Source organism: Nitratireductor basaltis, from assembly GCF_000733725.1.
GTDB lineage: Bacteria > Pseudomonadota > Alphaproteobacteria > Rhizobiales > Rhizobiaceae > Chelativorans > Chelativorans basaltis.
In genome coordinates this window covers 81207-105998 of the sequence record NZ_JMQM01000003.1, presented here as the reverse complement: position 1 = coordinate 105998, position 24792 = coordinate 81207, and the positions used below count along the sequence as shown (strand labels likewise).

The 24792-nt window shown below is 60.8% G+C and carries 24 protein-coding genes; 19 read left to right on the top strand and 5 right to left on the bottom strand.

Translation table 11 applies throughout. The features are described 5' to 3' along the window. Window position 1: 1 nt before the first annotated feature. From EL18_RS16375 to kduD, 3 genes are read left to right on the top strand one after another with little or no spacing between them, the layout of a single operon-like run. Window positions 2-322 carry a cupin domain-containing protein gene (locus EL18_RS16375; RefSeq protein ID WP_036486775.1) on the top strand — a complete coding sequence of 107 codons (321 nt, stop codon included), beginning with the start codon at window positions 2-4 and terminating at the stop codon, window positions 320-322. 23 nt (window positions 323-345) lie between these two features. After that, the gene (kduI, locus tag EL18_RS16370) at window positions 346-1167 is read left to right on the top strand and encodes a 5-dehydro-4-deoxy-D-glucuronate isomerase (protein WP_036486774.1); all 822 of its coding nucleotides are present in this window, start codon (window positions 346-348) and stop codon (window positions 1165-1167) included. Further along, the gene (gene kduD / locus EL18_RS16365; RefSeq protein ID WP_200875556.1) at window positions 1164-1910 is read left to right on the top strand and encodes a 2-dehydro-3-deoxy-D-gluconate 5-dehydrogenase KduD; all 747 of its coding nucleotides are present in this window, start codon (window positions 1164-1166) and stop codon (window positions 1908-1910) included. The genes kduI and kduD overlap by 4 nt, the downstream gene beginning before the upstream one ends. On the opposite strand, the gene EL18_RS16360 is transcribed toward kduD, so the two are convergent. Further along, the gene (locus EL18_RS16360; RefSeq protein WP_051914423.1) at window positions 1907-2563 is read right to left on the bottom strand and encodes a TetR/AcrR family transcriptional regulator; all 657 of its coding nucleotides are present in this window, start codon (window positions 2561-2563) and stop codon (window positions 1907-1909) included. The genes kduD and EL18_RS16360 overlap by 4 nt on opposite strands. 75 nt (window positions 2564-2638) lie before the next feature. On the opposite strand from EL18_RS16360, the gene EL18_RS16355 reads away from it, so the two are divergent. From EL18_RS16355 to EL18_RS16340, 4 genes are all read left to right on the top strand, one after another. Next, entirely contained in the window at window positions 2639-3382 is a 744-nt protein-coding gene (locus tag EL18_RS16355; protein ID WP_036486772.1) for an SDR family NAD(P)-dependent oxidoreductase, read from the top strand. A 9-nt stretch (window positions 3383-3391) separates the two neighbouring features. Next, window positions 3392-3985 (top strand): class I SAM-dependent methyltransferase, encoded by a 594-nt coding sequence (locus EL18_RS16350; protein WP_036486770.1) that lies wholly within the window; start codon window positions 3392-3394, stop codon window positions 3983-3985. Between the two features lie 43 nt (window positions 3986-4028). Next, window positions 4029-5231: a phospholipase D-like domain-containing protein gene (locus EL18_RS16345; RefSeq protein WP_036486768.1), complete on the top strand. Its 1203-nt coding sequence runs from the start codon at window positions 4029-4031 to the stop codon at window positions 5229-5231. A gap of 94 nt (window positions 5232-5325) precedes the next feature. Next, window positions 5326-6162: a lytic transglycosylase domain-containing protein gene (locus EL18_RS16340; protein ID WP_244444632.1), complete on the top strand. Its 837-nt coding sequence runs from the start codon at window positions 5326-5328 to the stop codon at window positions 6160-6162. Between the two features lie 14 nt (window positions 6163-6176). Here the strand turns inward: EL18_RS16340 and EL18_RS16335 are convergent, their stop codons facing one another. Next, the gene (locus EL18_RS16335; RefSeq protein ID WP_081871284.1) at window positions 6177-6965 is read right to left on the bottom strand and encodes a heparan-alpha-glucosaminide N-acetyltransferase; all 789 of its coding nucleotides are present in this window, start codon (window positions 6963-6965) and stop codon (window positions 6177-6179) included. Between the two features lie 73 nt (window positions 6966-7038). Then, window positions 7039-7776, bottom strand: coding sequence for a DeoR/GlpR family DNA-binding transcription regulator (locus tag EL18_RS16330; protein WP_051914419.1), 738 nt, complete (start codon window positions 7774-7776; stop codon window positions 7039-7041). Window positions 7777-7997: 221 nt separating this feature from the next. Here EL18_RS16330 and EL18_RS16325 point away from each other — a divergent pair, with 221 nt between their 5' ends. From EL18_RS16325 to EL18_RS16275, 11 genes are all read left to right on the top strand, one after another. Further along, complete coding sequence (locus EL18_RS16325) at window positions 7998-9044, top strand: autoinducer 2 ABC transporter substrate-binding protein (RefSeq protein WP_036486766.1); 1047 nt, start codon at window positions 7998-8000, stop codon at window positions 9042-9044. 107 nt (window positions 9045-9151) lie between these two features. After that, window positions 9152-10648: a sugar ABC transporter ATP-binding protein gene (locus tag EL18_RS16320; RefSeq protein ID WP_036487081.1), complete on the top strand. Its 1497-nt coding sequence runs from the start codon at window positions 9152-9154 to the stop codon at window positions 10646-10648. Window positions 10649-10657: 9 nt separating this feature from the next. After that, complete coding sequence (locus EL18_RS16315; RefSeq protein ID WP_036486764.1) at window positions 10658-11635, top strand: ABC transporter permease; 978 nt, start codon at window positions 10658-10660, stop codon at window positions 11633-11635. Window positions 11636-11649: 14 nt separating this feature from the next. Beyond that, a complete protein-coding gene (locus EL18_RS16310; RefSeq protein ID WP_036486762.1) occupies window positions 11650-12660 on the top strand; it encodes an ABC transporter permease in 1011 nt (336 codons plus the stop codon). Further along, window positions 12657-13763, top strand: coding sequence for an aldose 1-epimerase family protein (locus tag EL18_RS16305; RefSeq protein WP_036486761.1), 1107 nt, complete (start codon window positions 12657-12659; stop codon window positions 13761-13763). Before EL18_RS16310 ends, EL18_RS16305 begins: the two co-directional genes overlap by 4 nt. Window positions 13764-13766: 3 nt before the next feature. Beyond that, entirely contained in the window at window positions 13767-14720 is a 954-nt protein-coding gene (gene rbsK / locus EL18_RS16300) for a ribokinase (protein ID WP_036486760.1), read from the top strand. Between the two features lie 10 nt (window positions 14721-14730). Beyond that, window positions 14731-15690 carry a deoxyribose-phosphate aldolase gene (gene deoC, locus EL18_RS16295; protein WP_036486758.1) on the top strand — a complete coding sequence of 320 codons (960 nt, stop codon included), beginning with the start codon at window positions 14731-14733 and terminating at the stop codon, window positions 15688-15690. Between the two features lie 10 nt (window positions 15691-15700). After that, a complete protein-coding gene (locus EL18_RS16290; protein WP_036486756.1) occupies window positions 15701-18082 on the top strand; it encodes an aldehyde dehydrogenase family protein in 2382 nt (793 codons plus the stop codon). 29 nt (window positions 18083-18111) lie between these two features. Next, complete coding sequence (locus tag EL18_RS16285) at window positions 18112-19719, top strand: FGGY-family carbohydrate kinase (RefSeq protein WP_036486754.1); 1608 nt, start codon at window positions 18112-18114, stop codon at window positions 19717-19719. A gap of 89 nt (window positions 19720-19808) precedes the next feature. Then, the gene (locus tag EL18_RS16280; RefSeq protein WP_036486752.1) at window positions 19809-20915 is read left to right on the top strand and encodes a mannitol dehydrogenase family protein; all 1107 of its coding nucleotides are present in this window, start codon (window positions 19809-19811) and stop codon (window positions 20913-20915) included. Then, window positions 20912-21892 (top strand): aldo/keto reductase, encoded by a 981-nt coding sequence (locus tag EL18_RS16275; RefSeq protein ID WP_036486750.1) that lies wholly within the window; start codon window positions 20912-20914, stop codon window positions 21890-21892. Before EL18_RS16280 ends, EL18_RS16275 begins: the two co-directional genes overlap by 4 nt. 22 nt (window positions 21893-21914) lie before the next feature. On the opposite strand, the gene EL18_RS16270 is transcribed toward EL18_RS16275, so the two are convergent. Next, window positions 21915-22817 (bottom strand): GntR family transcriptional regulator, encoded by a 903-nt coding sequence (locus EL18_RS16270; RefSeq protein ID WP_036486748.1) that lies wholly within the window; start codon window positions 22815-22817, stop codon window positions 21915-21917. Window positions 22818-22974: 157 nt separating this feature from the next. Here EL18_RS16270 and EL18_RS16265 point away from each other — a divergent pair, with 157 nt between their 5' ends. Beyond that, window positions 22975-23985, top strand: a complete 1011-nt coding sequence (locus EL18_RS16265; protein WP_244444631.1) for a zinc-binding alcohol dehydrogenase family protein — start codon at window positions 22975-22977, stop codon at window positions 23983-23985. A gap of 12 nt (window positions 23986-23997) precedes the next feature. Here EL18_RS16265 and EL18_RS16260 read toward each other — a convergent pair whose 3' ends face one another. Further along, window positions 23998-24792, bottom strand: a complete 795-nt coding sequence (locus EL18_RS16260) for a glutathione S-transferase family protein (protein ID WP_036486746.1) — start codon at window positions 24790-24792, stop codon at window positions 23998-24000.

Sequence of the window (24792 nt, the reverse complement as noted above, 5' to 3'; positions counted from 1 at the left end):
AATGCCCGAATATCTGAAAAGCTTTCCGGCGGTGGATGCCGGAAACAACGTCACCCGTCAGGTCCTCAGCGAGAATGAAGCGATGATGGTTGTCGCATTCACCTTCGCCGAAGGCGGCGTCGGTGCACTTCACTCTCATCCCCACATCCAGGCGACCTATGTCAAATCCGGACGCTTCGCCTTCACCATCGAAGGCGAGGAATTCGAAGTAGGCCCCGGCGACAGCTTCGTCATTCCTTCCAATGCCGAACATGGCTGCAAGGCGCTTGAACCGGGTGTCCTGATCGACAGCTTCACGCCGCGCCGCGACGACTTTCTCTGAAATTCATACCCAAGGAGTACCCCATGCTTTCCATCGAGAACCGCTATGCCATCGATCCGATGACCGCGCGCCGCTTCGACTCCGACGAGCTGCGCAAGAATTTCCATGTCGGCGGCATCTTTGCCGATGGTGAGATCAAGCTGATCTACACCCATTACGACCGGATGATTGTGGGCGGCGCGGTTCCTGCAGGTGGTGAACTTGTGCTGGACGAGGTCAAGCATTGCGGCACCGCAAGCATTTTGGACCGCCGCGAAATGGTTGTGGTCAATATCGGGGCTGAGGGCACCGTGAAAGCGGGCGAGACCTACGCCATGGCCAAGGGCGACATGCTATATCTGGGACGGGGAAGCGGACCGGTCACCTTCGCGGGCAATGGTCGCTTCTACATCCTGTCTGCACCGGCCCACAAAGAGCTGCCCTCGCGCCTGGTCAGGATCGAAGATGCCGCGCGTGTGGATCTCGGTTCCCAAGAAACCTCCAACGAGCGCACCATCCACCAGTTCGTGCATCCGGACGTGATGGAATCCTGCCAGCTCGTCGTGGGCATGACGAAGCTTCACAACGGCTCGGTCTGGAACACCATGCCCGCCCATGTGCACGACCGCCGCATGGAAGCCTATCTTTACATCGACCTGCCGGAAGACCAGATGGCGGTGCATCTGATGGGTGAACCAACGGAAACGCGCCACCTGATCGTGCGCAATGAGGAAGGGGCGATTTCTCCGCCCTGGTCCATTCACTCCGGTGCCGGCTCTGCCTCATATACATTCATCTGGGCGATGGCCGGTGACAATGTGAACTACAAGGATGTCGAGATGGTCGGCATGGGAGAAATCCGCTGATGAAAATGTTCTCGCTTGAAGGCAAGAGCGCGCTGGTGACGGGTGCCAATACCGGCATCGGCCGGGCGATCGCGCGGTGCATGGCAGAAGCCGGTGCCAGCGTGATTGCCGCAGGGCGCTCGCCCTGCGACGAAACCGTAGCCGAGATCAAGGCTGGCGGTGGTGATGCCCGGTACCTTCATCTGGATCTGTCGGAGCGTGATGCCCCCCGCAAGCTTTTCGCAGCCGAGAAGCACGTCGACATCCTCGTCAACAATGCCGGTATCATCCGGCGCGCGGATGCCGTCGATTATTCCGAGGAAGACTGGGACGCCGTGATCGATGTCAATCAGCGCGCCCTGTTCTTCATGTGCCAGGAATTTGCCAAGGCGGCTTTCGCGCGCGGGGCAGGGGGCGCAATCGTCAACATCGCCTCGCTTCTGTCCTTCCAGGGTGGAATACGCGTTCCGGCCTATACGGCGTCGAAGCACGCCGTCGCCGGGCTTACGAAACTTTTCGCCAATGAATGGGCGGCCAGGGGCATCAATGTGAATGCCATCGCGCCGGGCTATATCGCCACCAACAACACGCAGGCGCTGCGCGAAGATCCCGACCGCTCGAAAGCCATTCTCGACCGTATTCCGGCGGGACGCTGGGGTGATCCGGACGATATCGGCGGCACCGCCGTCTATCTGGCCTCGCCTGCGGCCAAATATGTCCATGGCGCAATTCTCAACGTGGATGGCGGCTGGTTGGCACGCTAGGTGCCGCAAATGGAAGGCTGGTCAGTCCCAGCCTTCTTTCGCACCTCGTTCAGATAGCCTTTGACGGCCATGAACACCCGTTCGGCAAGCGCATCCTCGTCCACTGCCGTTCCACCGCGCAGGGCCTGAAGCATGATGCCACGTGCCATGCCCGTGATGTCCTGTGCTGCAATCATCTGGGCATTGGCCGGCACATCAAGAGCGGTCAGAAAGCGCCCCACGCATGCGACGATGGACTTGTTGATCTCATGGGTCTGCTCGTGGAGCGGCAAGACCGCAGAGGCGTAATCGAGTGCCTGGGCGAGCGACAAGGTTCGCGGCTGATGAAGCAAGCCGGCATGCGCCAGATCCCGCAATGCCTGATCGGCACGCTTCTTCTCGACATCCGTGAAAGCCGCTTCAAGCGCGCTCAACACGTTCTTCTGCTTGCGCCGGAGCATCTCCGCCAGGATCGCCTCCTTTGAGGGGAAATACTGGTATAGAGAGCCGACGCTCACGCCGGCCACGCGGGCAACGCTGTTGGTGTTGAATCCCATCAGGCCCTCGGCGCTCAAAATGCGAGCAGCCGCTTCGAGAATGGCATCCACCGTTGCTTCCGCACGTGCCTGACGCGGCTTTTTTCTCGGGCGCACGCTGTCGGATTTCGGCGGCATGAAATGCGAGTTTCCCAATACGAGCAATTGCTCGATTATGCTCCTGAAAGCTTGAAACGGCAAGGGCATTGCAGGGTGAAACTTCTCGGACACACGATATTGGTAACGGGTGCCACGCGCGGCATTGGCAGTCGCTTCGCGCGTCTTGCCGGGGCACGCGGCGCGAAGGTGCTGTTGGTTGGACGCGATGAGCAGCGGCTGCGCGGGCAGGCGCGATTTATCGGCGAAAATGCAATTCCGATTACCTGTGATCTGGCTGATCCGGCTGCCCTGTCGGCTCTGATGGAAAGGATCGAGCAGGATCATCCACGCCTCTCCGTCATCGTGAACAACGCGGCCCTCCAGCAGGAGATGAATTTCATTCTAGATGATCGCGATGCGCTGATGACTGGCCTGCACAACGAGATCGCGACCAATCTTCTGGCGCCCATGATGCTGACGACGCGGCTGTTGCCTGTGCTTCTACGGCAGCCCGAGAGTGCCGTTTTGAATGTCACGAGCGCGCTTGTGCTCTCTCCCAAGGCCGCAGCACCGGTTTATTGTGCAAGCAAGGCCGCGCTTTCCAGTTTCAGCGCCGCATTGGCCAAGCAATGCGCAAGCGAAGCGCCGCATCTGCATATTCTCGAAGCTGTCATGCCGCTGGTTGAAACGGATATGACGCGCGGCCGTGGGAGAGGGAAGATTTCCGCCGAAAGGGCAGCCAAGGGGTTGCTGTCCGCCATAGAGGCTGAAAGGCCGCGTTACTGGATCGGCAAGTCCAGATTTCTTCCGATCATCAACCGCATTTCGCCTGCGCTTGTGCAGCGTATCCTGAGCTAGGAGCTTTTCATGACCTTCATCGAAGAACAATTGGGCACGCCGCCGCGGGGGCGTGACTGGATACGCTTTCTCAAGAGTTGGCTTCGCGCGCCGCTTCGCACCGGGGCGATAGCACCAAGCGGAGCAATGCTTTGCGATGCAATGGCCTTCAGCGCGGCGATCAAGCCGGGCGAGACCGTGATCGAACTCGGCCCTGGCACGGGCGTGGTCACGCAGGAGCTTCTGATGCGTGGCGTGTGGGAAGGCAATCTGGTTCTCGTTGAAGCCGATCCCGATCTCGCGCGCCTTCTCAGGCAACGCTTTCCTGAGGCCAGTGTCATCGAGGCCGATGCCTTTGCAATCATGTCGCGTTGGGCAGATAGCGGCATGACCGCCGGTGCCGTTGTGTCCAGTCTGCCCTTGTTCGTCTATCCCAGGCAGAAACGTCAGGAGCTTGCGAGAGCCGCGCTGCGCATAACCGGTCCTGCCGGACGCATGGTGCAGTTCACCTATGGGCCTGTTTCTCCGATCTCCCGACAGCCAGGCATGAGAGCCTATGCCTCGCGCCGTATCTGGCAGAACCTGCCGCCTGCGGTCGTATGGACTTATCAGGGGGAACCGTGAGAGTTCTGCTGGAACTGCTCTGTCCTTTGCGCATTGCATCTTCATGGCAACATCAAGCGTCAAGAAGTGCCAGATCGCCGAAGGGACGAGCGCGGCCACGCTCGACCGCTACAGGCATGGGCTTGAGACGGCGCTAGGCATCCCGTTTACCGCAGGCAACGCCATAGATGTCTACCGCAATGGCGATGAGATCTTTCCGCCAATGCTTGATGCCATCTCACGTTCCGAGGAAATGGTCGAGCTTCTGACCTTCATCTACTGGAAGGGCGACATTGCGGAGAAATTTGTGGAGGTTTTGTCCGAGCGCGCTCGCGCGGGCGTAACCGTCCGGGTGTTGCTCGACGGGTTCGGTGCACGCCCCATGCCGCAGCGGCTTGTCGAGCGGATGGAGGATGCCGGCGTGCAAGTGCGCTGGTTCCGGCCATTGCCGCAATGGAAGGTCTGGAATGTCGACAACCGCACCCATCGCAAGATCCTCGTTTGTGATGGTCAGACCGGCTTTACCGGCGGTGTCGGGATCGCGGCTGAGTGGGAAGGTCATGCACAGGATTCAGACCACTGGCGCGAAACGCATTTCCGTGTGCGCGGCCCTTCGGTCCCTGCCTTGCGTGCAGCCTTTTACCAAGACTGGGTGGAGGCCGAATATCGGGTGGATTGTGCGTTGGAGAGGGTCTGGCCCTCGCAGGAGGCAGGCGACACGCTTGTCCAGGTGCTGGCGTCCACCGCTTCTGTCGGCTTCACCGACATAGCAATCCTGCATGAGGCGTTGGTACTCCTGGCAAGGAAGCGCCTGCGGATCACCACACCCTATTTTGCTCCGCATGAACGTGACGTCGAGGTAATCGTGGACGCTGCCAGGCGCGGGGTGGATATCGAGATCATCCTGCCGGGTCCGCATATCGACAAGCGGGTATCCGAACTTGCGGCTTCGGATGATTTCGAGCCCTTGTTCGAAGCGGGCGTGAAGATCTGGCGCTACCAGCCCACCATGATCCACACGAAGCTCGTGACGGTGGATGGTATGCTTTCCTGCATCGGTTCGGCCAATTTCAATCAGCGTTCATCCAGCAAGGATGACGAGATCGCTCTGTGTGTGCTTGACCCGGCCTTTACCCAGACGATGGACAGCCACTTCGACGAAGACCGGCAAAACAGCGTCCTGACGACACTTGAAGACTGGAAAAGGCGCGGCATGGGCCGCAGGGCGCGCGAAACCGTGGCGCGCCTGATGAAGGGCGAGACCTGAGCGCCATCACCGTGCCATCTTTATGCTACAGTTCCTGAAGAGCGGGCGTGGGACAGCGCCCGGTTTGCAGGCGATATATGTGGACGGATACGGCATGAGCCCTTGGCGCAGCGCGCTACTAGCGGGCATCTTCCTGATGTTGGTTCCAAGCGCTCACGCGGCCAAGACCGCTCGCGACATGCTCCCACGCATCTGCCAACTCCTCGAGGAGCATGCGGATGCAAACGGCATCTCCCCCCATTTCTTTGCGCGGCTTATCTGGAAGGAAAGCCTGTTCAGGCCCGATGCGGTAAGCCACAAGGGCGCGCAGGGCATTGCACAATTCATACCCTCCACGGCCAGGTTGCGCGGCTTGAAGAATGCGTTCGACATTGAACAGGCAATACCTGCATCCGCCTCCTATCTCGCCGATCTCAAGCGCCAGTTCGGCAACAGCGCGCTAGCCGCCGCGGCCTATAATTCGGGTGAAAATCGGGTGGCGCGATGGATTCTGCGCGGCGGCAATCTTCCAGCGGAAACCGAGGATTATGTCTATTCGATCTTCGGCAAGCCCGCTGAGAGCTTCCGCAAACTGGAAGGCAGTGTCGATATCCCGCCCCTGAAGCCCGATCTGCCCTTCCAGAAAGCCTGCATGTTGATGCCGGTTTCCTCTGGCGCATTGCATGTGCAGGCGCCGCGCAAGCCGTGGGGCGTGCAAGTGGCCGGCCATTTCAATCGCGGCGTGGCGCTGAGGCTGTGGGAACAGACGCGGCGAAAGCTGCCCGCCAATCTGCGGAACATCTCGCCCAATGTCGATCGGGTGAAGTCGACGCGAGGCAGCAAGCGCATCTACGCAGTCCGGCTGGGCGCGGACAGCAGGGCAGAAGCGGAGCGCATGTGCACGCGCATGCGCCAGTCCGGTGGCGCCTGCATTGTCGTTCGAAACCGCTGATCCCTTCGGGGTCTCTAACGCAGCAGGTTTCCCAGCGGGATGAGCAGCCCCAGCAGAACCGGTTGATGGAGAAGATAGATCGCCAGACTGTGCCTGCCCATGAAGGTGAAGGCGCGCGAGAGCGGACTTGTGCCGGAAAAGCGCGACAGGGTCCGGTCCCAACTCTTTGCGAGTGCAGCCTTGGTCACGCCCATGCCAAGCAGCGTTACGCCCACCCAGGGGAAAACCGGCACAAGGTCGTTGCTCGGCGGGGAGATGGTGGAAAAGCCGATCCAGGCGAGCCACCGGCTGTTGAACATGTCGGCTGCATAAAGCTCCGGCGCGATGACGATGACGGTACCGGCGAGCGTGAGGAGAAGGGCCGGCAATGGCAGAAGCAGCGCGCCGAGCAAGCTTGCGAACACGATCGCATGCAGAATGCCGAAAAAGATGAAGGCTTGGGGAAAGGTGAAATAGGTCGCGACGGTGATCACAAGGGCCGCCAGACCGATCATGGCGATGCGCTTGCCAAAGGCCTTCCAGCGCACGCCGTTCGGGTGTGCCAGAACCAGGCTGACGCCGACCAGAAACATGAAGCTGGTGGCAAGCGAGCGACCGAAGAGAATCCACCAGGGATTGGAATTTGCGCCCTGCAGCGCAAGCCCCGTCAGTTCGAGATCCCAGACCAGATGAAAGATGACCACGCCTGCAATGGCCAGGCCCCGCACCAGATCGACGATCTGGAGCCGCGGCGCGCCTGCGCGTGCATGGGTTTGAGGATGGGCGCCGTCATCTCGTGAAGCCGCTGGGGCAAGGGTTGCCATGATACAGTCCTGAGTGATCTCGTGTCATGGCAATTCATCATAATTGTCTGGTCAGTACCAGTTCAGCAGTGACTTATGATCCGTGGTCCTGCGAAACCTGCTCCTGATCGCGACCTATCCAGAGTTCAAAATCCTGCAGATGTCCGAAGGTGGCGGGCCGCAGCTTGCCCCATTTGGTGGGGTCAGAGACGAGGAAGCGGCGCTGTGAACGCACGATTGCCGCCTTTTTCACCGCGATCTCGTGGAAATGGAAACAGGTTACGCCTTCGCTCTCGTGAATGCCGGCGGCGGAGAAGAAACCCTTTGTAATGTTAACTTCCTGCAGCATCTGCAGCGCGGTGTCGGACGAGAAACTGCCGCTTTCGGGATGATAGATGCCCGAGACCATCATCAGCGTCACGCCTTCCAGGCGCACGATCGATTCGGCGATATTCATGGCCTGCGTCACGACAGTGATGTTGGCGTTCTGCGGTACCAGCGGTGCCAGATGATGGAGCGTCGAGCCGGCATCGATGAAGACCGTGTCTTCCGGTTCGATCAGTTTTGCGGCTTCGGCGGCAATGCGTCGCTTGGCGGCGATGTTCGTGCTTTGCGCATGGGTGAGCGAGTAGCGCTCGCCCTTTTCCTCGGCCAGCATGATGTAGCCGCCAAGGCACAGGATCCCGCTTTCCCCGTCTCCCAGATCGCGGCGAATCGTGATCTCGGACGTCTCCAACTGCTGCGCAGCTTCCGTGATGTGGAGGATCGCTCCGCCTTCACAAAGCTTCTTCAGCGCCTTGATGCGCAATTCTCGTCCAGAGGGTCTGGCCACGTGTAATTTCTCTCCATGCGCGTGGTGTCCCACTGCTCATTGGACCTCTGGACCAACGATTTGCAAGTGCAAATCTTTTCCGGAGGGGTTGCGAGTTATGAAAGGAAATGATCATAATGTGCCGTGTCGATCAATATGGCATCGCGATATTGCATCGATTTTGTCACCAAGTGCCCAGCCTGCATCTCATTTCGCAGGTCGCCGGGCGAGGAGGAGTTAGTATGAAGACTTTGCTGACGGCAGCTTCGGTTGCCCTGTCCCTCATGGCGTCGTCTGCGCTTGCACAGCAGGTTGTCGACACCACCAATGTCAATGAAGACCTGATCGCGACCAAGGACGACAAGAAATACACCATCGCCACCGTGGTGAAGGTCGACGGCATTGCCTGGTTCGACCGCATGCGCGACGGCGTTGAGCAGTTCAAGGAAGACACCGGCCACGATGTGTGGATGGTGGGCCCGAGCCAGGCCGACGCTGCCGCTCAGGTGCAGATCATCGAGAACCTGATCGCGCAGGGCGTTGACGCAATTGCCGTCGTGCCGTTCTCCGTGGAAGCTGTCGAGCCGGTTCTGAAGAAGGCACGTGACCGCGGCATCGTCGTGATCTCGCACGAAGCCTCCAACCTGCAGAACACCGACTACGATCTGGAAGCCTTCGACAATCTCGCCTATGGCGCCAATCTCATGAAGGAGCTTGGCAAGTTCATGGGTGGTGAAGGCAAATATGTCACCACCGTCGGCTCGCTCACTTCCAAGAGCCAGATGGAGTGGATCGACGGTGCCGTCGCCTATCAGGAAGAGAACTTCCCGAACATGGAAATGGTTGGCGATCGTCTTGAAACCTATGACGATGCGGCAACCGACTACACCAAGCTGAAGGAAGCCATGACCACCTATCCGGACATCAAGGGCATTCTTGGTGCGCCCATGCCGACTTCGGCAGGTGCCGGCCGTCTGATCGCCGAGAGCGGTCTGAAGGACAAGGTCTTCTTCGCAGGTACGGGTCTGCCTTCCGTTGCCGGTGAGTATCTGGCCAATGGCGACATCCAGTACATCCAGTTCTGGGATCCGGCTGTTGCGGGTTACGCCATGAACATGCTTGCCGTTGCCGCACTTGAAGGCAAGGGCGACCAGATCAAGGCTGGCCTCAATCTCGGTCTCGAAGGTTACGACTCCCTCATCACGCCGGATGAGAGCCGCCCGAACCTGCTCTATGGTGCAGGCTGGGTCGGTGTGACCGCTGAAAACATGGACAAGTACGACTTCTGATCGTCCTGTCTGAACAAGCCGACGCCTGCCCTTCTTCACGGGCAGGCGTCAGCCCGATCTTGCGCGGCACCATGCCGGCGCATCAGCTTCAGCCTGCCGGGAAAATCATGTCCGAAAATCTGATCGAGCTGAAAAATATCAGCAAGCGCTTCGGTGGCGTGCGCGCTCTGGATGATGTTTCCATGAGCATCCGCCCCGGCGAGATCCACTGCCTTGCAGGCGAGAATGGATCGGGAAAATCGACCATCATCAAGGTCATGTCCGGTGTCTATACGCCGGAAGAAGGCCAGATCCTAATCGACGGCAAGCCGGTGTCGCATCTCGACCCGATCAAGGCCGTCCAGAAGGGCATTCAGGTCATCTGGCAGGACTTCTCCCTTTTCGGGAATCTGACAGTTGCCGAGAACCTGGCACTCAACACCTATATTCTCGAAGGCCGCAGCCGCATGGACTGGGCGCGGGCCCGCAGAATGGCGCGCGAAGTGCTGGCAAAGCTTGATGTCGAGATCGACATCGACGCCGATGTCGAGACGCTGCCGACTTCGGGCAAGCAGGTGGTGGCCATCGCGCGTGCCATTCTCGCCGAAGCACGCCTCATCATCATGGATGAGCCGACAACCGCGCTCACCGGTCACGAGGTGGATGCGCTCTTCAAGATCGTGCGCGACCTGCAGTCCCATGGCATCGCGGTTCTGTTCGTCTCCCACAAGATGCGCGAGATGCTCGAAATTTCCGAGCGTTTGACGGTTTTCCGCAATGGCAAGAAGGTTGCCGAGGGGCCGATGTCGGATTTCGACGAAGCTGCCATTACCCATGCGATGACCGGGCTGGAGCTTGAGGAAGAGCCTTTTATCGCCAACATCTCTGCCGATGCCGCACCGGCACTCGAGGTGAGAAATCTCAGCGTTCCCGGCATGGTCGAAGGCGTGGACCTGACGCTGCGTCCCGGCGAGATCGTCGGCATTTCCGGCCTGATCGGTTCGGGCCGCACGGAGCTCGCCCGCGCATTGTTCGGCATGGAGAATGCCACGGCGGATGTCTTCCGCATTGAAGGCCGGGACGTGTTCCCCCATTCGGTTCAGGACGCGGTCGATCTGGGCATTGCCTATGTGCCCGAGGACCGGTTGAGCGAAGGCTTGTTCCTGACACAGTCAATCGAGCGCAACATGGTGGTCTCCATCATGGACCGGCTGCGCAAGGGCATGTTCCTGGACCGCAAGGCCATGCGCTCGCGCACGGAAGAGATGTTCGCCAAGATGCAGATCGCAGCCCCCTCGGCCGACACGGCGGTGGGCAATCTGTCCGGCGGCAATGCGCAACGCGTGATGCTGGGCCGCTGGCTTCTGACCGGGGCAAAAATCCTCATCCTCAATGGCCCGACGGTTGGTGTGGATGTCGGCTCCAAGGCAAAGATCCACAAGATCATCCGCGATCTGGCGCAAAGCCAAGGTCTGGCCGTGATGATGATCTCCGACGACGTGCCGGAACTGACCGGCAACTGCAACCGCATCCACGTCATGCATGACGGGCGCTTCGTGGCTCACTTCGAGGGCACGCACATGAACGAAGACGCAATCAATGACAGCCTGAAGGCGCTGAAATAGGGCAGCCAGATGAAAAGGTTACAATCCACCGAAGCCATTATCGCCATTGTCCTGATCCTGGTCATGGTGCTGATCGGGCTGGTCAATCCCGCCTTCTGGGGCGTGGGCAATCTGTTCAGCCTCGCCAAGGCCAATGTCGTGATCGGCATCATGGCGCTTGGCGTGCTCCTGATCATGATTTCAGGCGGCATCGACGTGTCGTTTCCCGCGATCGCGGCTGCCGCCCTCTACATCACCGTGCGAACCATGGTGGCGTTGGACTATGACGGCGTGCTTCTGCCCTTCATCGCGGCTTGCGTGATCGGCGTGGCGCTTGGCGCCTTCAATGCCTTCATCATCGACCGGTTCAAGATGATACCGCTGATCGTGACACTGGGCACCGCCTCCATCGTGCGTGGTCTGGTGCTGGGGCTTCTTGGCACCTCAATCGTCAACATCAACAAGATGCCAGACGGGCTGATCGCATTCGGCAGCCAGAACATCGCCACCGCAACCGCATCCAACGGCGCGAATGTGGGCCTGACGGGCATGGTGCTTGTCTATGTGGCAATTGCCTTTGTCATCCACTTCATCCTGAAGCACACGATGACCGGCCGCTCCGTCTATGCCTATGGCGGCGATCCGGAAGCGGCACGCCGGGCGGGCGTGAACACGCGCCGCACGATCTTCTTCGTCTATTGCACGGCGGGGCTTCTGGCCGGTTTTGCGGGCCTCCTTCACTCCTCCATGATCTGGCAGGCCAATCCACGCGACTTCATCGGGCTTGAACTCGACGTGATCGCCGCGGTGGTTCTGGGCGGTGCGTCGATCTTTGGCGGACGGGGCTCGGTTCTTGGCACCATGATCGGCGTCTTCACGCTCGTCATGGTCAAGAACTCGCTGATCCTGATGAAGGTCGACACCACCTGGCAGCGCGTGGTCGTGGGCGCCATCATCATCATCGCAACGGCGATTACCGCCTGGCGCGATCGCAAGAAACTGGCTTGAGGGGAGGGAGCATCATGACCGCCAAGGCCGAACAAAAACCGCTCCTGCGCCGACTTCTGGGCGAAGACGCCTCGATCATCCAGCTTGCGATCATCACGCTCGTGATCTTCGCGTTGATGTCGGCGATGAACCCCGACAAGTTCCTGCGCTACTACAATTTCGAGTCCATCACCTATGTGATGCCCGAACTCGGCATTCTCTCCATCGCTATGATGGTGGCGATGCTGACGGGCGGCATCGACCTCTCGATCGTGGGCATCGCCAATCTGGCGGCCATCACGGCGGGCGTCTATTTCCGCCATCCGGCCGTGGCCGAAGCCATTGCCGCCGGTGGTGCGGGTGTCGTGCTGCACACGATCATGGGCGTTTTGATCGCGCTCACGGTTGGTCTGGCCGCAGGGCTTTTGAACGGACTTCTGATCGCGCGGCTGCGCATCATCCCGATCCTTGCAACCTTGGGCACGGGTCAGGTCTTTGCGGGTCTGGCGCTTGTCCTGACGGGTGGCCCGGCCATTGTCGGCTTTCCGCAGACATGGGGCTGGCTCGGAACGGGCAAGATGCTTGGCGTTGCGACACCCTTCTGGGTGCTGGTCTTCGTGGCGGTCGTGGTGGCGGTCCTGCTGCGCCGCACGCATCTGGGCGTCAATCTGATGCTGATCGGTACCAATGCGCGTGCGGCCGTCTTTGCCGGCATCAGAAGCTCGCGCATGATCCTCTATTCCTATGCGCTGACCGGCGTCATGGCTGCCATTGCAGGCATCCTTCTGTCCGGCCGCACCAATTCCGCCAAGGCCGATTTCGGTGCATCCTATCTCTTGCAGGCGGTGCTGATTGCCGTTCTGGGCGGCACCAATCCCGCAGGCGGCAAGGGCAAGGTGCTGGGCGTGCTTCTGGCGCTTGTCGCTCTCATGTTCCTGTCATCGGGCATGCAGATGATGCGTGCATCAAACTTCCTGATCGATGCGGTCTGGGGCGGGTTCCTCGTGCTTGTCATAGCCATCAACTATCTGAGGTCGCGCAAATGAGTGCTGCCACCAATGAAACCGTGCTTCACCTGACGCAGGACCTGTTTCCGGCCAATGGTGAGCGCTTGCTGATCGAAGGCCGCGGCTTTTCCGTTTCGGCCTTCCGCTATCCCTCTTCCGTCGAGGGTCTGCGCATCGAAAACGAGCGTGGCCATGTGGTCGTCCTGCCCTTCCTCGGCCAGATGATCTGGGAAGCCGTCTTTGACGGACGCAGCCTCGGCATGGGCAATGTCTTCCCCTATCCGCGCAACGGTGCCTCGATCCTGGAGACCTATGGCGCCTTTGCCTATCATGCAGGTGTCTTGCGCAATGGCACGCCGGGACCGGAAGACACGCATCCGCTGCATGGCGAAATGCCCGTGCAGCGTATGGACAGCGCCTATCTGGTGATTGGTGGCGTGGGCGAAGATGCCTGGCTGCGCATTGGCGGCCATGTCGAATATGTGATGGGCTTCGGCCCGCACTATGTCGCGCGCCCGAGCGTTACGGTGAAGCGGGACAGCGGGCTTCTGGATGTGGCGATGGAGGTTGAAAACCTCTCCGCTCACGAGATGGAGCTCATGTATATGCTCCACGCCAATTTCGATTTCGTCGCAGAGGCCACGATCCACCAGCCGGCGGACTATTCGCCGGAGCAGACCGTGGTGCGTCAGGCAATCCCCGGTCATGTGACACCATCGCCGGAATTTCTGGCGCTTCTTGAAGACCTCAAGACCAATCCGGTACGGATGCAGACGCTTTCGGAGCCGGATCTCTACAGCCCCGAGCAGGTCTTCTATATCCGCGGTCTGAAGCGCGACGAGAATGGCCGCACGCGACTTGCGATGGAGCTGCCCGAGGGCGGTGCCTTTTCGGTCGCCTATAGCCCCGACGACTTCCCCTATTGCGTGCGCTGGATCCTGAATGACGGGGATGCGCAGGTGGCTGCCTTCGCATTGCCATCGACCTGCGAGCCGGAGGGCTACTCGGCCGAAAAGGCGAAGGGGCATGTGCGTCTGCTTGCACCTGGCGAGAAGCAGTTCTTCCCCGTCACGATCGGCCTGCTCGACGCTGCGGAAGCGCAGTCGGCATTGTCCGCCATCAAGAATTTCAACAAGGACTGAACCATGGAAGATCAAAAGCGCATCGGCCGCATTGCCGTTGTCGGCTCGAACATGGTCGACCTGATCACCTATATCACCCGCATGCCGGCCCCCGGCGAAACGCTGGAAGCGCCCGATTTCGAGATCGGTTGCGGCGGCAAGGGGGCCAACCAGGCGGTTGCCGCGGCCAAGCTCGGCTCGCAGGTCTCCATGGTGACAAAGGTTGGCAGCGACCTGTTCGGTGACAACACGATTGCCAATTTCCAGCAGTTCGGCATCGATACGACCCATGTCGCGAAGGTCGAGGGCAAGTCTTCGGGCGTTGCACCCATTTTCGTGGAGGAGTCCGGCGAAAACTCCATCCTCATCGTGAAGGGTGCGAATGCCGATCTTTTGCCGGCTGATGTGGATGCCGCCGAAGAGACATTGCGCCAGGCCGATCTCATTCTCATGCAGCTTGAAGTGCCGCTGGAGACGGTGCGCCATACGGTCAGGCGCGCGGCGGAATGGGGTGTTCCGACCATTCTCAATCCCGCGCCTGCCACGCCCGAACTCAATGTCGGCGATCTGCGCAGCCTGAGCTTTCTCGTGCCTAATGAAAGCGAACTTGCGCTTCTGTCGGGCATGCCGACAGACAGCGAGGACGAGATCAACGCTGCTGCGCGCAGCCTGATTGCGCAGGGCATCGGCACGGTCATCGTAACGCTTGGGGGTCGCGGCGCGCGCCTGATCACCGCCGACAAGGTCACACCAATCGAGCCCGTGCGCGTGACGCCGGTCGACACGACCGGTGCGGGCGACGCCTTCATCGGCTCCTTTGCCCATTTCTTCGCAGCCAGTGGCAACACGGAAGAAGCGCTCAAACAGGCCGCCCGCTACGCCGCGCAGTCCGTTGGCAAGCGCGGAACCCAGAAATCCTATGCTTCGGCTGCGGAATTCGTGTCATTCTGCGAGGGGCTGGCCCCCTCTGCATCATAAGGGACACCCAATGTCTGAAACTCATGAACGCAATCCCGGCACCGCGCTAGAACGCGGCTGGTTCGAGGATGTGCAGGTCAACCGTTCCGCTTCCGAGCGCCGCGCCGCGACAATCGCTGCCGCGCGCACGGTGAAGAAGGAATATCAGGCGGCGTGGCTGCTGCGCGCGATCCAGTGCATCGACCTGACCACGCTTGCCGGTGACGATACGCCCGGTCGCGTGCGCCGGCTGTGCAACAAGGCCCGTAACCCTGTTCGCCAGGACATTCTGGACCGTATGGGCGTGGGCGATATCGGCCTGAAGACCGGTGCCGTATGTGTCTATCCCACCATGGTTCCCCATGCGGTGAAGGCTCTGACGGGTACCGGCATTCCCGTCGCGTCCGTCGCCACCGGCTTTCCCGCCGGCCTCACCCCGCTACCCCAGCGTCTGGCGGAAATCCGCTACGCGGTGGAAGAGGGTGCGGCCGAGATCGATATCGTTATCACCCGCGAATATGCGCTGCTCGGCGAATGGCAGAAGCTCTATGACGAGATCCGCGCCATGCGTGAGGCCTGTGGCGAGGCGCATATGAAGGCGATCCTTGCCACCGGTGAACTGGGCACGCTCACCAATGTCTATCGCGCCTCCATGGTGGCGATGCAGGCGGGGTCAGACTTCATCAAGACATCGACTGGCAAGGAGCCGGAAAATGCGACGCTTCCCGTTTCGCTGACCATGCTGCGCGCGCTTCGCGACTATCGCGATCTCACCGACCACAAGGTCGGCTTCAAGCCCGCCGGCGGCCTGAAGACCGCCAAGGATGCGATGAACTGGCTCGCGCTCATGAAGGAAGAGCTGGGTGGCCCATGGATGGAGCCTGATCTTTTCCGCATTGGCGCTTCGTCGCTTCTCGCCGATATCGAGCGTCAGCTCGAACATCATATCACCGGCCGCTATGCTAGCGCCGCGCACCACGCCTTAAGCTGAGGCCCGTCAGATGAACATCAAGGACATCATGCAAACCATGGATTACGGTCCGGCACCGGAGGCCACGACAGATGTGGTCGCTTGGCTGGAAGCGCGCGGACGCAGCTTCGGCCATTTCATCAATGGCAGCTTCACCGATGCGAAGAAGGCCGGTATCGCGGTCGAAAATCCTGCCAATGGCGAAGTGCTCGCCCATATTCCCGCCGCAGGCGAGGACGAGGTGAATGCAGCCGTTGCCGCCGCGGCAAAGGCGTTTCCCGCCTGGTCGAAACTTTCGGGCTTCGAGCGCAGCCGCTATCTCTACGCCATCGCCCGTCAACTGCAGAAGCGTGAGCGCTTCTTCTCGGTTCTGGAAAGCCTCGACAATGGCAAGGCGATCCGCGAGAGCCGCACGGCGGACATCCCCCTGGTCATTCGCCATTTCTACCACCATGCAGGCTGGGCAGCGGCTTCCGAGACCGAATTTGCCGATCACGAGGCGCTTGGCGTTTGCGGGCAGATCATCCCGTGGAATTTCCCGCTTCTGATGCTTGCATGGAAGATCGCACCCGCCCTTGCGGCCGGCAATACGGTTGTTCTCAAACCTGCCGACCTGACACCACTGACGGCCATCGCCTTTGCCGAGCTTCTGGTCGAGATCGGCCTGCCCAAGGGCGTGGTGAATATCGTTCATGGTGGTGCGGAAACCGGCTCGCTGATCGTGCGCCATCCGGATATTGCGAAGATTGCCTTCACCGGCTCCACGGCTGTCGGTCGCGAGATCCGTCGTGCCACGGCAGGTTCGGGCAAGAAGCTTTCGCTCGAGCTTGGCGGCAAGTCGCCCTTCATCATCTGTGCCGATGCCGATCTCGATGCTGCGGTTGAAGGCGTTGTCGATGGCGTCTGGTTCAACCAGGGCGAAGTCTGCTGCGCCGGCTCGCGTCTGCTGGTACAGGAAGGCATTGCCGACCGCTTCCTTGCGAAGCTGCGCGAGCGCATGAGCCGTATCCGCGTCGGCGACCCGCTCGACAAGACCACGGATATGGGTGCGATCGTATCTGCCGGTCAGAAAGCGCGCATCGAGGGACTGCTGCAGGGGGCGACTGCGGAAGGCTATCAGCTTGAACAGTCGTCCTGCCCGCTGCCCGATACCGGCCACTATATCGCGCCGGGCTTCTTTGCCGAGGCCGATCCGGCAGCAACCGTCTCGCAGGTGGAAATCTTTGGCCCCATCGCGGTCACGACCACCTTCCGCACCGTGGATGAGGCGGTCGAGCTTGCCAATAACACGGCATATGGTCTTTCCGCTTCGATCTGGTCGGAAAACATCAATGCCGCGACCGAGCTCGCCGCGCGGGTGAAGGCCGGTGTTGTCTGGGTCAACGCCACCAACATGTTCGACGCCAATGCTCCCTTTGGCGGCATGAAGGAAAGCGGCTATGGCCGTGAAGGCGCGCGCGAAGGCATGGGCGGCTATCTGAAGCGCAAGGCCGGGAAGCCGGGCAAGCCGGGCAAGCCCTCCGAAATCGACTTCACCGCGGCAACCGCCACGGATGGTTCTTCCGCCGATCTCGTCGATCGCACCATGAAGAACTATGTCGGGGGCAAGCAGGCGCGGCCCGATGGCGGCGCAAGCTATATCGTGCGCGGTCCGAAGGGTGACGTTCTGGGTCTTGCGCCGCTCTCCAACCGCAAGGATGTGCGCAATGCGGTCGAAGCCGCACTCAAGGCTTCAAGCTGGGCCGCCAACCCGCATGGCCGCGCGCAGGTGATCTATTTCATCGCGGAAAACATCTCCGCGCGTGCCGACGAGCTTTCCGCACAGCTGCAGACGTTGACAGGTGTCTCCAAGAGCCAGGCAGAACGCGAAGTGCGCCAGACCATCGAGCGCTGCTTTTACTATGCCGGTCTTGCCGACAAGGATGACGGCGCGATCCACGCCACCAAGCCGCGCCATCTGACGCTTTCGCTGAAGGAGCCGATCGGCGTGATGGGCGTGCTTGCACCCGATGAAGCACCGCTTCTGGGGCTGATGTCCATGATCCTGCCGCTGATCGCCACCGGCAACCGCGTCGTGGCCGTGCCTTCAGGCGCGCATGCGCTGATCGCCCAGCCGCTGTTCCAGGTCTTCGACACCTCCGATCTGCCGGGCGGTGTGGTGAATTTGGTCACCGGCGAGCGCGACGTGCTGGCCAAGACCCTTGGCGAACATGCCGCCGTTGACGGCATCTGGTACTACGGCACCGCAGAAGGTGCGGCAGCAGTCGAGACCATGTCGGCGGGCAATCTCAAGCAGGTCTGGACCAATGGCGGACGCCTCATCGACTGGAGCGACGATGCGGCAGCGCGTGGCCGCGACTTCATGGAGCGTGCAACGCAGGTCAAGACGATCTGGGTGCCGTACGGCGCCTGATCGGCTGAACGGCAATATGGGGTGACGGCTTGTATTATATCGGCGTTGATGTCGGCACGGGCAGTGCGCGTGCAGGTGTGTTCGATCGCGAGGGGCAGCTCTTGGGCGCTGTCTCTCACCCCATCCGCATGTGGCGCGAAAAGGCGTTGCATGTGGAGCAATCGAGCGACGATATATGGGCTGCCGTCACCTCCTGCATCCGGCAGGCGGTGAGCGAGGCCGGTGTCCGGGCGGATGAAATCGCCGGGATAGGATTCGATGCCACCTGTTCGATGGTCGTGCTTGACCGCGAGGGCAAGCCACTTGCCGTCAATGCGCAAGGCGAGAACCAGCGCAACATCATTGTCTGGATGGACCACCGCGCGACGCCTCAGGCCAGGCGCATCAATGATACCAAGGCGAGCGTTCTCGACTATGTCGGCGGGCGCATTTCGCCCGAAATGCAGACACCGAAACTGCTCTGGCTTGCCGAGGAACTGCCCGAGACCTTCGCGCGGGCCGCGCACTTTCTGGACCTCACCGATTTCCTGACATGGCGGGCGACGGGAAGCCTGTGGCGCTCCACCTGCACCGTAACGTGCAAATGGACCTATCTTGCCCATGAGGACCGGTGGGACCCTTACTATTTCCGCCAGATCGGACTGGGTCAGCTTGCAGATGAAGATTTCGTCCGCATCGGCCATGAGATCTGCCCGCCGGGCACGGCCATTCCCGGGGGCTTGAGCGAAAAGGCTGCGCAAGAGCTTGGGCTGAAGCCCGGCACGGCGGTCGCCATGGGGCTGATCGATGCCCATGCCGGTGCGCTCGGCACGCTTGGTGCGCAGGGGCTTGATGGTTCGCTCGACCAGCGGCTGGCATACGTCTTCGGAACCTCGGCCTGCACGCTGAATGTGGGTGAGGAGCCCGCTTTCGTGCCCGGTGTCTGGGGACCGTATCATTCAGCACTCATTCCAGGCCTGTGGCTCAGCGAAGGCGGACAGTCTGCCGCCGGTGCAGCCATCGACCACCTCGTGCGCCAGCATGGGCTGGCCGGTGAGGCGGAAGCAAAGGCCAAGGCAGAAGGCAAGAGCCTGACCGCCTGGTTCGATGAGCGCGCGGGCGCGCTCCTGCAGTCGGAAAGCTTTGGCGAGATTGTCGGCGGTCTTCACGTCGTTGCCGAGTTCCTCGGCAATCGCGCGCCCTTTGCCGATCCCGACGCCCGCGCGATTGTTGCAGGCCTCGACATGGCGCAGGACGAGAGGAGCCTTGTGCGGCTTTACCTCGCCGGTGTCGCCTCCATCGGCTACGGCCTGCGGCAGATCGTGGAGACGCTTCGTGCCAAGGGGGCCGACCTGACACAGGTCGTTGTTTCCGGCGGTGCGGGCAAGAGTCCACTTGTACGCCAGGTGCTGGCGGATGCCACCGGCCTTTCTATTGCCACCTGCAGCTCACCCGAGCCCGTTCTGCTCGGTTCGGCCATGGCGGCGGCGGTTGCGGCAGGCACGCAGCCTGATCTTGCGACGGCGATGAAGACGCTTTCGCGCGTCGCCGAAGCCGCCAAGCCGAATGAGGCGCAAAGTGCGCTCCATGATCGCCGTTACGCGGCATTTGTCTCGCTTCAGGAAATGGGCCGCAGTCTGCGCGACAACGCGGCCTGACGCTTGAGCGGAACTGTTCACCCGGTCGGCAGACCTTGCAGCTCAGTTTTGTACATAATAATAACGTACAGAACTAAGGGAGGAGTTTGATGGTGAAAACACCCATCGTGCAGTTCGGCACGAGCCGGTTTCTGCAGGCGCATGTGGACCTGTTCGTTTCCGAAGCGCTGGAGCGTGGTGAGGCCATCGGCCCGATCACGGTGGTTCAGACGAGCGGTGACGCTTCGCGGGCGCGTCGCCTTGCAGCTCTTTCCGATGGCTTCGATGTAAAGGTGCGGGGCCTGCGTGACGGTGCGCGGCTAGACGAGACGCGGCGAGTGACCAGTGTTGCGCGCGCCATGTCTCTGGCTGCCGATCTCGATGCCGTGCGTGACACCATTGTCGAGGAGGCGGAGATCATTCTCTCCAATACGGCCGATGCCGGTTTCAAGCCACAGGCCGCCGATATCGCGACCGGGTTCGACCACGCAATGTCATATCCGGCAAAGCTGACACATCTGCTTCATGCGCGTTTCAAGGCCAATGCGCGCCCGATCCAGATCATGCCGACCGAACTCGTGCAGGACAATGGCAGGGTGCTGCGCGGCCTCGTGCTTGAAGTCGCTTCAAAGATGGAGCCGGAATTTCGCGAATGGCTTTCAACGCAAGTGCGCTGGGTCAATTCGCTGGTCGACCGGATCGTGTCGGAGCCGCTCGAACCGGCAGGAGCGGTCGCCGAACCCTATGCGCTCTGGGCCATCGAGGACTGTCCCGGGCTCGTCATGCCGTGCCAGCACGCGGATGTGCAGCGGGTGAAGGATCTCGGCGTCATCGAACGTCGCAAGCTTTTCATCCTCAATCTCGGCCACACCTGGATGGTCTCGCGATGGCTTGCGAATGATCGCAAGGGCGCGGTCTTTGTTCGTGACGTGATGGGGGATCCGGATTTTTCCGCGCGTCTGCGCGCTGTTTATGGAGAGGAAGTGCTGCCCACCTTCAAGGCGGCCGGGGAGGGCGACGGCGTTGAGGATTACATTGCCGCGACGCTGGAGCGTTTTGCCAATCCCTTCCTCGATCATCGACTCGAGGATATCGCGCAAAACCATGGCGAGAAGCTCGAACGGCGCATCGGCGCCTTTCTCGACTGGGCGCGCGAAAATGGCGATCAAGCGCAAAAGTCGAAACTGGGACATGCAATGGGGAGGGCTGGCGCATGAGGACGCGCAAGATCGGCAAGACCGAGGTCGAGGTGAGCGAAATCGCCTTTGGCTGTGCCGGGATCGGCAATCTCTATCGCGAAGTGTCCGATGAGGACGTGCAATCGGTATTGAAAACCGCCTGGGATGCGGGCATTCGCTATTTTGACACAGCGCCGCACTATGGTCGCGGGCTATCCGAAATGCGTCTTGGCCAATTCCTTGAAGGACGGAACGGTTTCCAGATTTCCACCAAGGTGGGGCGTGTCCTCAGTCCGGCGCAATCCCCAATCGCAGAGGCCGACGGCTTCATAAATCCCGCCCAGAACGATGTGCGCTACGACTATTCCGGTGATGGCATCGAGGAAAGTCTCGAGCAGAGTTTCGAGCGGCTGGGTGTCACCCGCGCCGACATCATCTTCGTGCATGACATAGGCGAATATACCCACGGCACGGCCAATGCGGACCATATGGACGCCTTTTTCGGCTCCGGCTATGAGCGGCTGTTGCGGCTGAAGGAAAAGGGGCGGATCGGCGCCTTCGGCCTTGGCGTGAACGAGTGCCAGGTCTGCCTGGATGTGATGGATCACGGCCCCATCGACGTCATCCTTCTGGCCGGCCGGCTGTCATTGCTCGACCGCTCCGGTGAAGAAGCCCTTGTGCCGCGATGCCTGGAGGAAGGCACCAGCCTGGTTCTTGGCGGCATCTTCAACTCGGGCATTCTTGCAACCGGACCCGTACCGGGTGCGACCTATGATTATGGTCCGGCACCACAGGATGTGCTTGAACGGGTGGGCGAGTTGAAGGCGGTTGCCGAAGCGCACGATGTTGCGCTGCCGACGGCTGCCATCCATTTCGCACGCGAGCATCCCGCAGCCGCAGCCGTGCTCCTGGGGACGGCCAAGCCATCCTCGCTAACGCGCAATCTCAAGGCGCTCGAGGTGAGCGTGCCGCTGGAGGCAAAGAAGGCATTGGGCTTCAGAAGCCCGGATTGGTGAAAACCCCGCTTTACGCGTCTGCCTAACCAAGTTCGTGATAGCGCAACGAGGACAGAAGCGTGGTCTTCGAGGTGCGCAGATGCGCGCGTGCCGCCTTCATGGCGGCATCCTCGTCGCGCGCTTCCAGTGCGTCGATGATCGCCAGATGCTCTTGGATCGCCGCCAGGTTCCGCTCCTTCTCCTCCGCCTTGTTCCACAGATAGTGGTAGTGGAAGATCAGCGAGATGACCTTCTGGAACTCGCGGGTGAAGCGGTTGGCGACAACCGAATTGACCGCGCGGTGAAAGGCTTCGTCCAGCTTGGAAAATTCGTGAAAGTCGGCATCGATGCGGCGGGCGAGATCGACATGTTGCGCGCGTAGCTGCTCGAGCTGTTTCCAGATCGGGTGATCCACCGGCGCTTCCAGAAGTTGAGCGATGGCGTTCAGCTCCAGCACCGAACGGAAATCGGAAAGCTCGACCGCGAAATCCTTGGTGAAACCGCGCAACATCCAGCCGCCCTGGCGCCGACGGGTGACAAGACCGAAGCGGCTGAGGCCGGCAAGGAACTCCTTAAGCTCATGCTGGGGGACATTGAATGTTCGCGACAGTTCCGCCACCGAAAGCGGTGTGTCGGCAGCAACGTCGAAGCGCAGGATCCAGTCAAAGAAGCGCTGCTCGAGATCATCGGAAGACAATCCTCCGTCGATCTCGTCCAGCCGGTCGCCTTCTTGCGGAAGGCGCAGAAGGCGCTTGTCGCGCCCTTCCCAGGAGATCAGGCCGATCTCCGCAAATCCGCTGAGGCAGCGACGCACGACGGTGCGGCTGACGGAAATTTCCTCGCCTAGCGCTTTCTCGGATGGAATGGCGTCACCTACGGTCAGACGCGCGCAATAGTCGAGCAGATGGTTATGGGCTTCCCTGTAACGCCTGTCGCTGCGCGCCATAATCACACTTTCCCGCCGAAAGGTCGCGGTTGTGTCCGCAAGCCATGTACGGAATCATAAAAAACATTTGACCCGGCGTCACCTGCCACGTAACCGTATTTAATAATAAAAGTACAAGCGCATGGTGCGGTTGATCCGCTCCGCGCGGCAGCGAGCAATGACAGGGAGTTCTGCTTCGATGATGCAATGCGTGGTGTGTGACGAGCCGGGCAAGATTTCCATCCATGAGCGCGATCTGCCTCTTGAAGCGCGCGAGGGCTGGGTGCTGGTGGACATCGCGGCTGCGGGCATATGCGGTACGGACTACCACATCTTCGAAGGCAAGCATCCATTCCTGCAATATCCGCGGATGATCGGGCATGAGCTATCCGGACATGTCGCATCCGGACCCGACCAGGGCCGGCTCGTCGTGATCAATCCCTATATCTCCTGCGGCACCTGCCGCGCCTGCCGCCGCGGCAAGCCCAATTGCTGCACGCGGATCGAGGTTCTCGGCGTTCATCGTGACGGTGGCATGTGCCAGCGCATCGCGGTGCCAGCGGAAAACCTCTATCCGGCCGACGGACTAACGCCGCAGCAGGCGGCCATGGTCGAGTTCCTGGCCATTGGTGCTCATGCTGTCCAGCGCTCCGGCACGGGGCCGGGTGATCTCGTTCTGGTGACGGGTGCAGGACCCATCGGGATCGGCGCAGCACTGTTCGCGCGCATTGCCGGAGCCGAGGTTCACCTGATGGATCTCAGCGATGCGCGGCTGGATCTGGCACGCTCCCACTTCGGTTTCGACAAGAACCACAAGCCCGGTGACGACATCCTGCAGGGCGATCGCGCCGAAGGTTTCGACGTGGTTTTCGATGCAACAGGCAATGCCAAGGCAATCGAAGCCGGTTTCCCGCTCGTCGCGCATGGCGGCTCGACCGTGCTGGTGAGCGTGGTGAAGGACGACATTTCTTTCACCGACAGCGAGTTTCATAAGCGCGAGGCGCGGATCATCGGTTCGCGCAACGCTCTGAAGGACGATTTCGAGCGCGTCATGAAGGCTATCCGCGACGGCCATATTCCCACCGACGCCATCGCCTCCCGAACGATCGCGCTGCCGGACCTGCCAAAGCAATTTCCGGCTCTTGTTGAAGACCGCGAGAAGCTTGTGAAGGTTCTGGTCACGCCTTAGGGCGAAGCAGGATCAGACGAGGCCAAGTGCCTTATCTGATGCGGTTGGTCCGTATTTTTCCCTCGGCGGCCAGGGCCGCTCGCGCCAATGCGGTTCAAACGCAAAGCTTGAGCGCTTGCGCCCCTCGGGCAGCGCACCATTGCCCGCGCCCAGAGCGTAATCGTAGTAGAGCTTCACGACCTCCTCGCGGCTCACCTGCTGGGCAGCTTCATGCGCCAGGCAGGCTTCACGCCATACATGGACGCGGTCGAATTCGGCGCGGCGCGGCAGCTCAAATCCCTCGTAATATTCAAGGAACCAGAAGCGCATGAAGACCGGCGTGAACACCGCTTCCGCAAGGCCGAAGTCGTCGAAGAGAAAGATTCCGTGAGGATTGTGGAAGCGCAGGAAATCATCAAGCTCTGCGTAGAGCGCGACGAGCTTGTCCGTCATCTGGTCACGCGCCTTTTCTTTCTGGTTCATCACAAGCGAATAGCCTGCGGCGGTGAACGCGCCTTCCTTCACAATCAGCATGCGTTCAATGGCGTGCTGCAACGGGTCGGAGCGGCGGATGAGCGGTCCGGGCAGTGCCTCGTCAAGATAATCGAGGATAACAAGGCTTTCCTTGATGATCTTCCCGTCGGGCGTCTCCAGAACGGGCAGCGCAGTGGTGCCTCGCGTCTTTTCCAAAAGAGCCGGGTCGCGCGGCCTGGTTATGTCCACGACTTCGAAGGATACGGCCTCCCGTTGCCCCTTGAGTTCCAGAAGGATCTCGAGCCTTTGGGAGAAAGGGCAGACCGGGATGTGGTAGACGGTTGATTTCTGCAT

Coding starts and splice junctions, on each gene's coding strand:
- EL18_RS16375 (WP_036486775.1), top strand. CDS start 2: ATGCCCGAATATCTGAAAAGCTTTCCGGCGGTGGATGCCGGAAACAAC.
- kduI (WP_036486774.1), top strand. CDS start 346: ATGCTTTCCATCGAGAACCGCTATGCCATCGATCCGATGACCGCGCGC.
- EL18_RS16360 (WP_051914423.1), bottom strand. CDS start 2,563: ATGCCGCCGAAATCCGACAGCGTGCGCCCGAGAAAAAAGCCGCGTCAG.
- EL18_RS16350 (WP_036486770.1), top strand. CDS start 3,392: ATGACCTTCATCGAAGAACAATTGGGCACGCCGCCGCGGGGGCGTGAC.
- EL18_RS16345 (WP_036486768.1), top strand. CDS start 4,029: ATGGCAACATCAAGCGTCAAGAAGTGCCAGATCGCCGAAGGGACGAGC.
- EL18_RS16340 (WP_244444632.1), top strand. CDS start 5,326: ATGAGCCCTTGGCGCAGCGCGCTACTAGCGGGCATCTTCCTGATGTTG.
- EL18_RS16335 (WP_081871284.1), bottom strand. CDS start 6,965: ATGGCAACCCTTGCCCCAGCGGCTTCACGAGATGACGGCGCCCATCCT.
- EL18_RS16325 (WP_036486766.1), top strand. CDS start 7,998: ATGAAGACTTTGCTGACGGCAGCTTCGGTTGCCCTGTCCCTCATGGCG.
- EL18_RS16320 (WP_036487081.1), top strand. CDS start 9,152: ATGTCCGAAAATCTGATCGAGCTGAAAAATATCAGCAAGCGCTTCGGT.
- EL18_RS16315 (WP_036486764.1), top strand. CDS start 10,658: ATGAAAAGGTTACAATCCACCGAAGCCATTATCGCCATTGTCCTGATC.
- EL18_RS16310 (WP_036486762.1), top strand. CDS start 11,650: ATGACCGCCAAGGCCGAACAAAAACCGCTCCTGCGCCGACTTCTGGGC.
- EL18_RS16305 (WP_036486761.1), top strand. CDS start 12,657: ATGAGTGCTGCCACCAATGAAACCGTGCTTCACCTGACGCAGGACCTG.
- rbsK (WP_036486760.1), top strand. CDS start 13,767: ATGGAAGATCAAAAGCGCATCGGCCGCATTGCCGTTGTCGGCTCGAAC.
- deoC (WP_036486758.1), top strand. CDS start 14,731: ATGTCTGAAACTCATGAACGCAATCCCGGCACCGCGCTAGAACGCGGC.
- EL18_RS16290 (WP_036486756.1), top strand. CDS start 15,701: ATGAACATCAAGGACATCATGCAAACCATGGATTACGGTCCGGCACCG.
- EL18_RS16280 (WP_036486752.1), top strand. CDS start 19,809: ATGGTGAAAACACCCATCGTGCAGTTCGGCACGAGCCGGTTTCTGCAG.
- EL18_RS16275 (WP_036486750.1), top strand. CDS start 20,912: ATGAGGACGCGCAAGATCGGCAAGACCGAGGTCGAGGTGAGCGAAATC.
- EL18_RS16270 (WP_036486748.1), bottom strand. CDS start 22,817: ATGGCGCGCAGCGACAGGCGTTACAGGGAAGCCCATAACCATCTGCTC.
- EL18_RS16265 (WP_244444631.1), top strand. CDS start 22,975: ATGACAGGGAGTTCTGCTTCGATGATGCAATGCGTGGTGTGTGACGAG.
- EL18_RS16260 (WP_036486746.1), bottom strand. CDS start 24,792: ATGCAGAAATCAACCGTCTACCACATCCCGGTCTGCCCTTTCTCCCAA.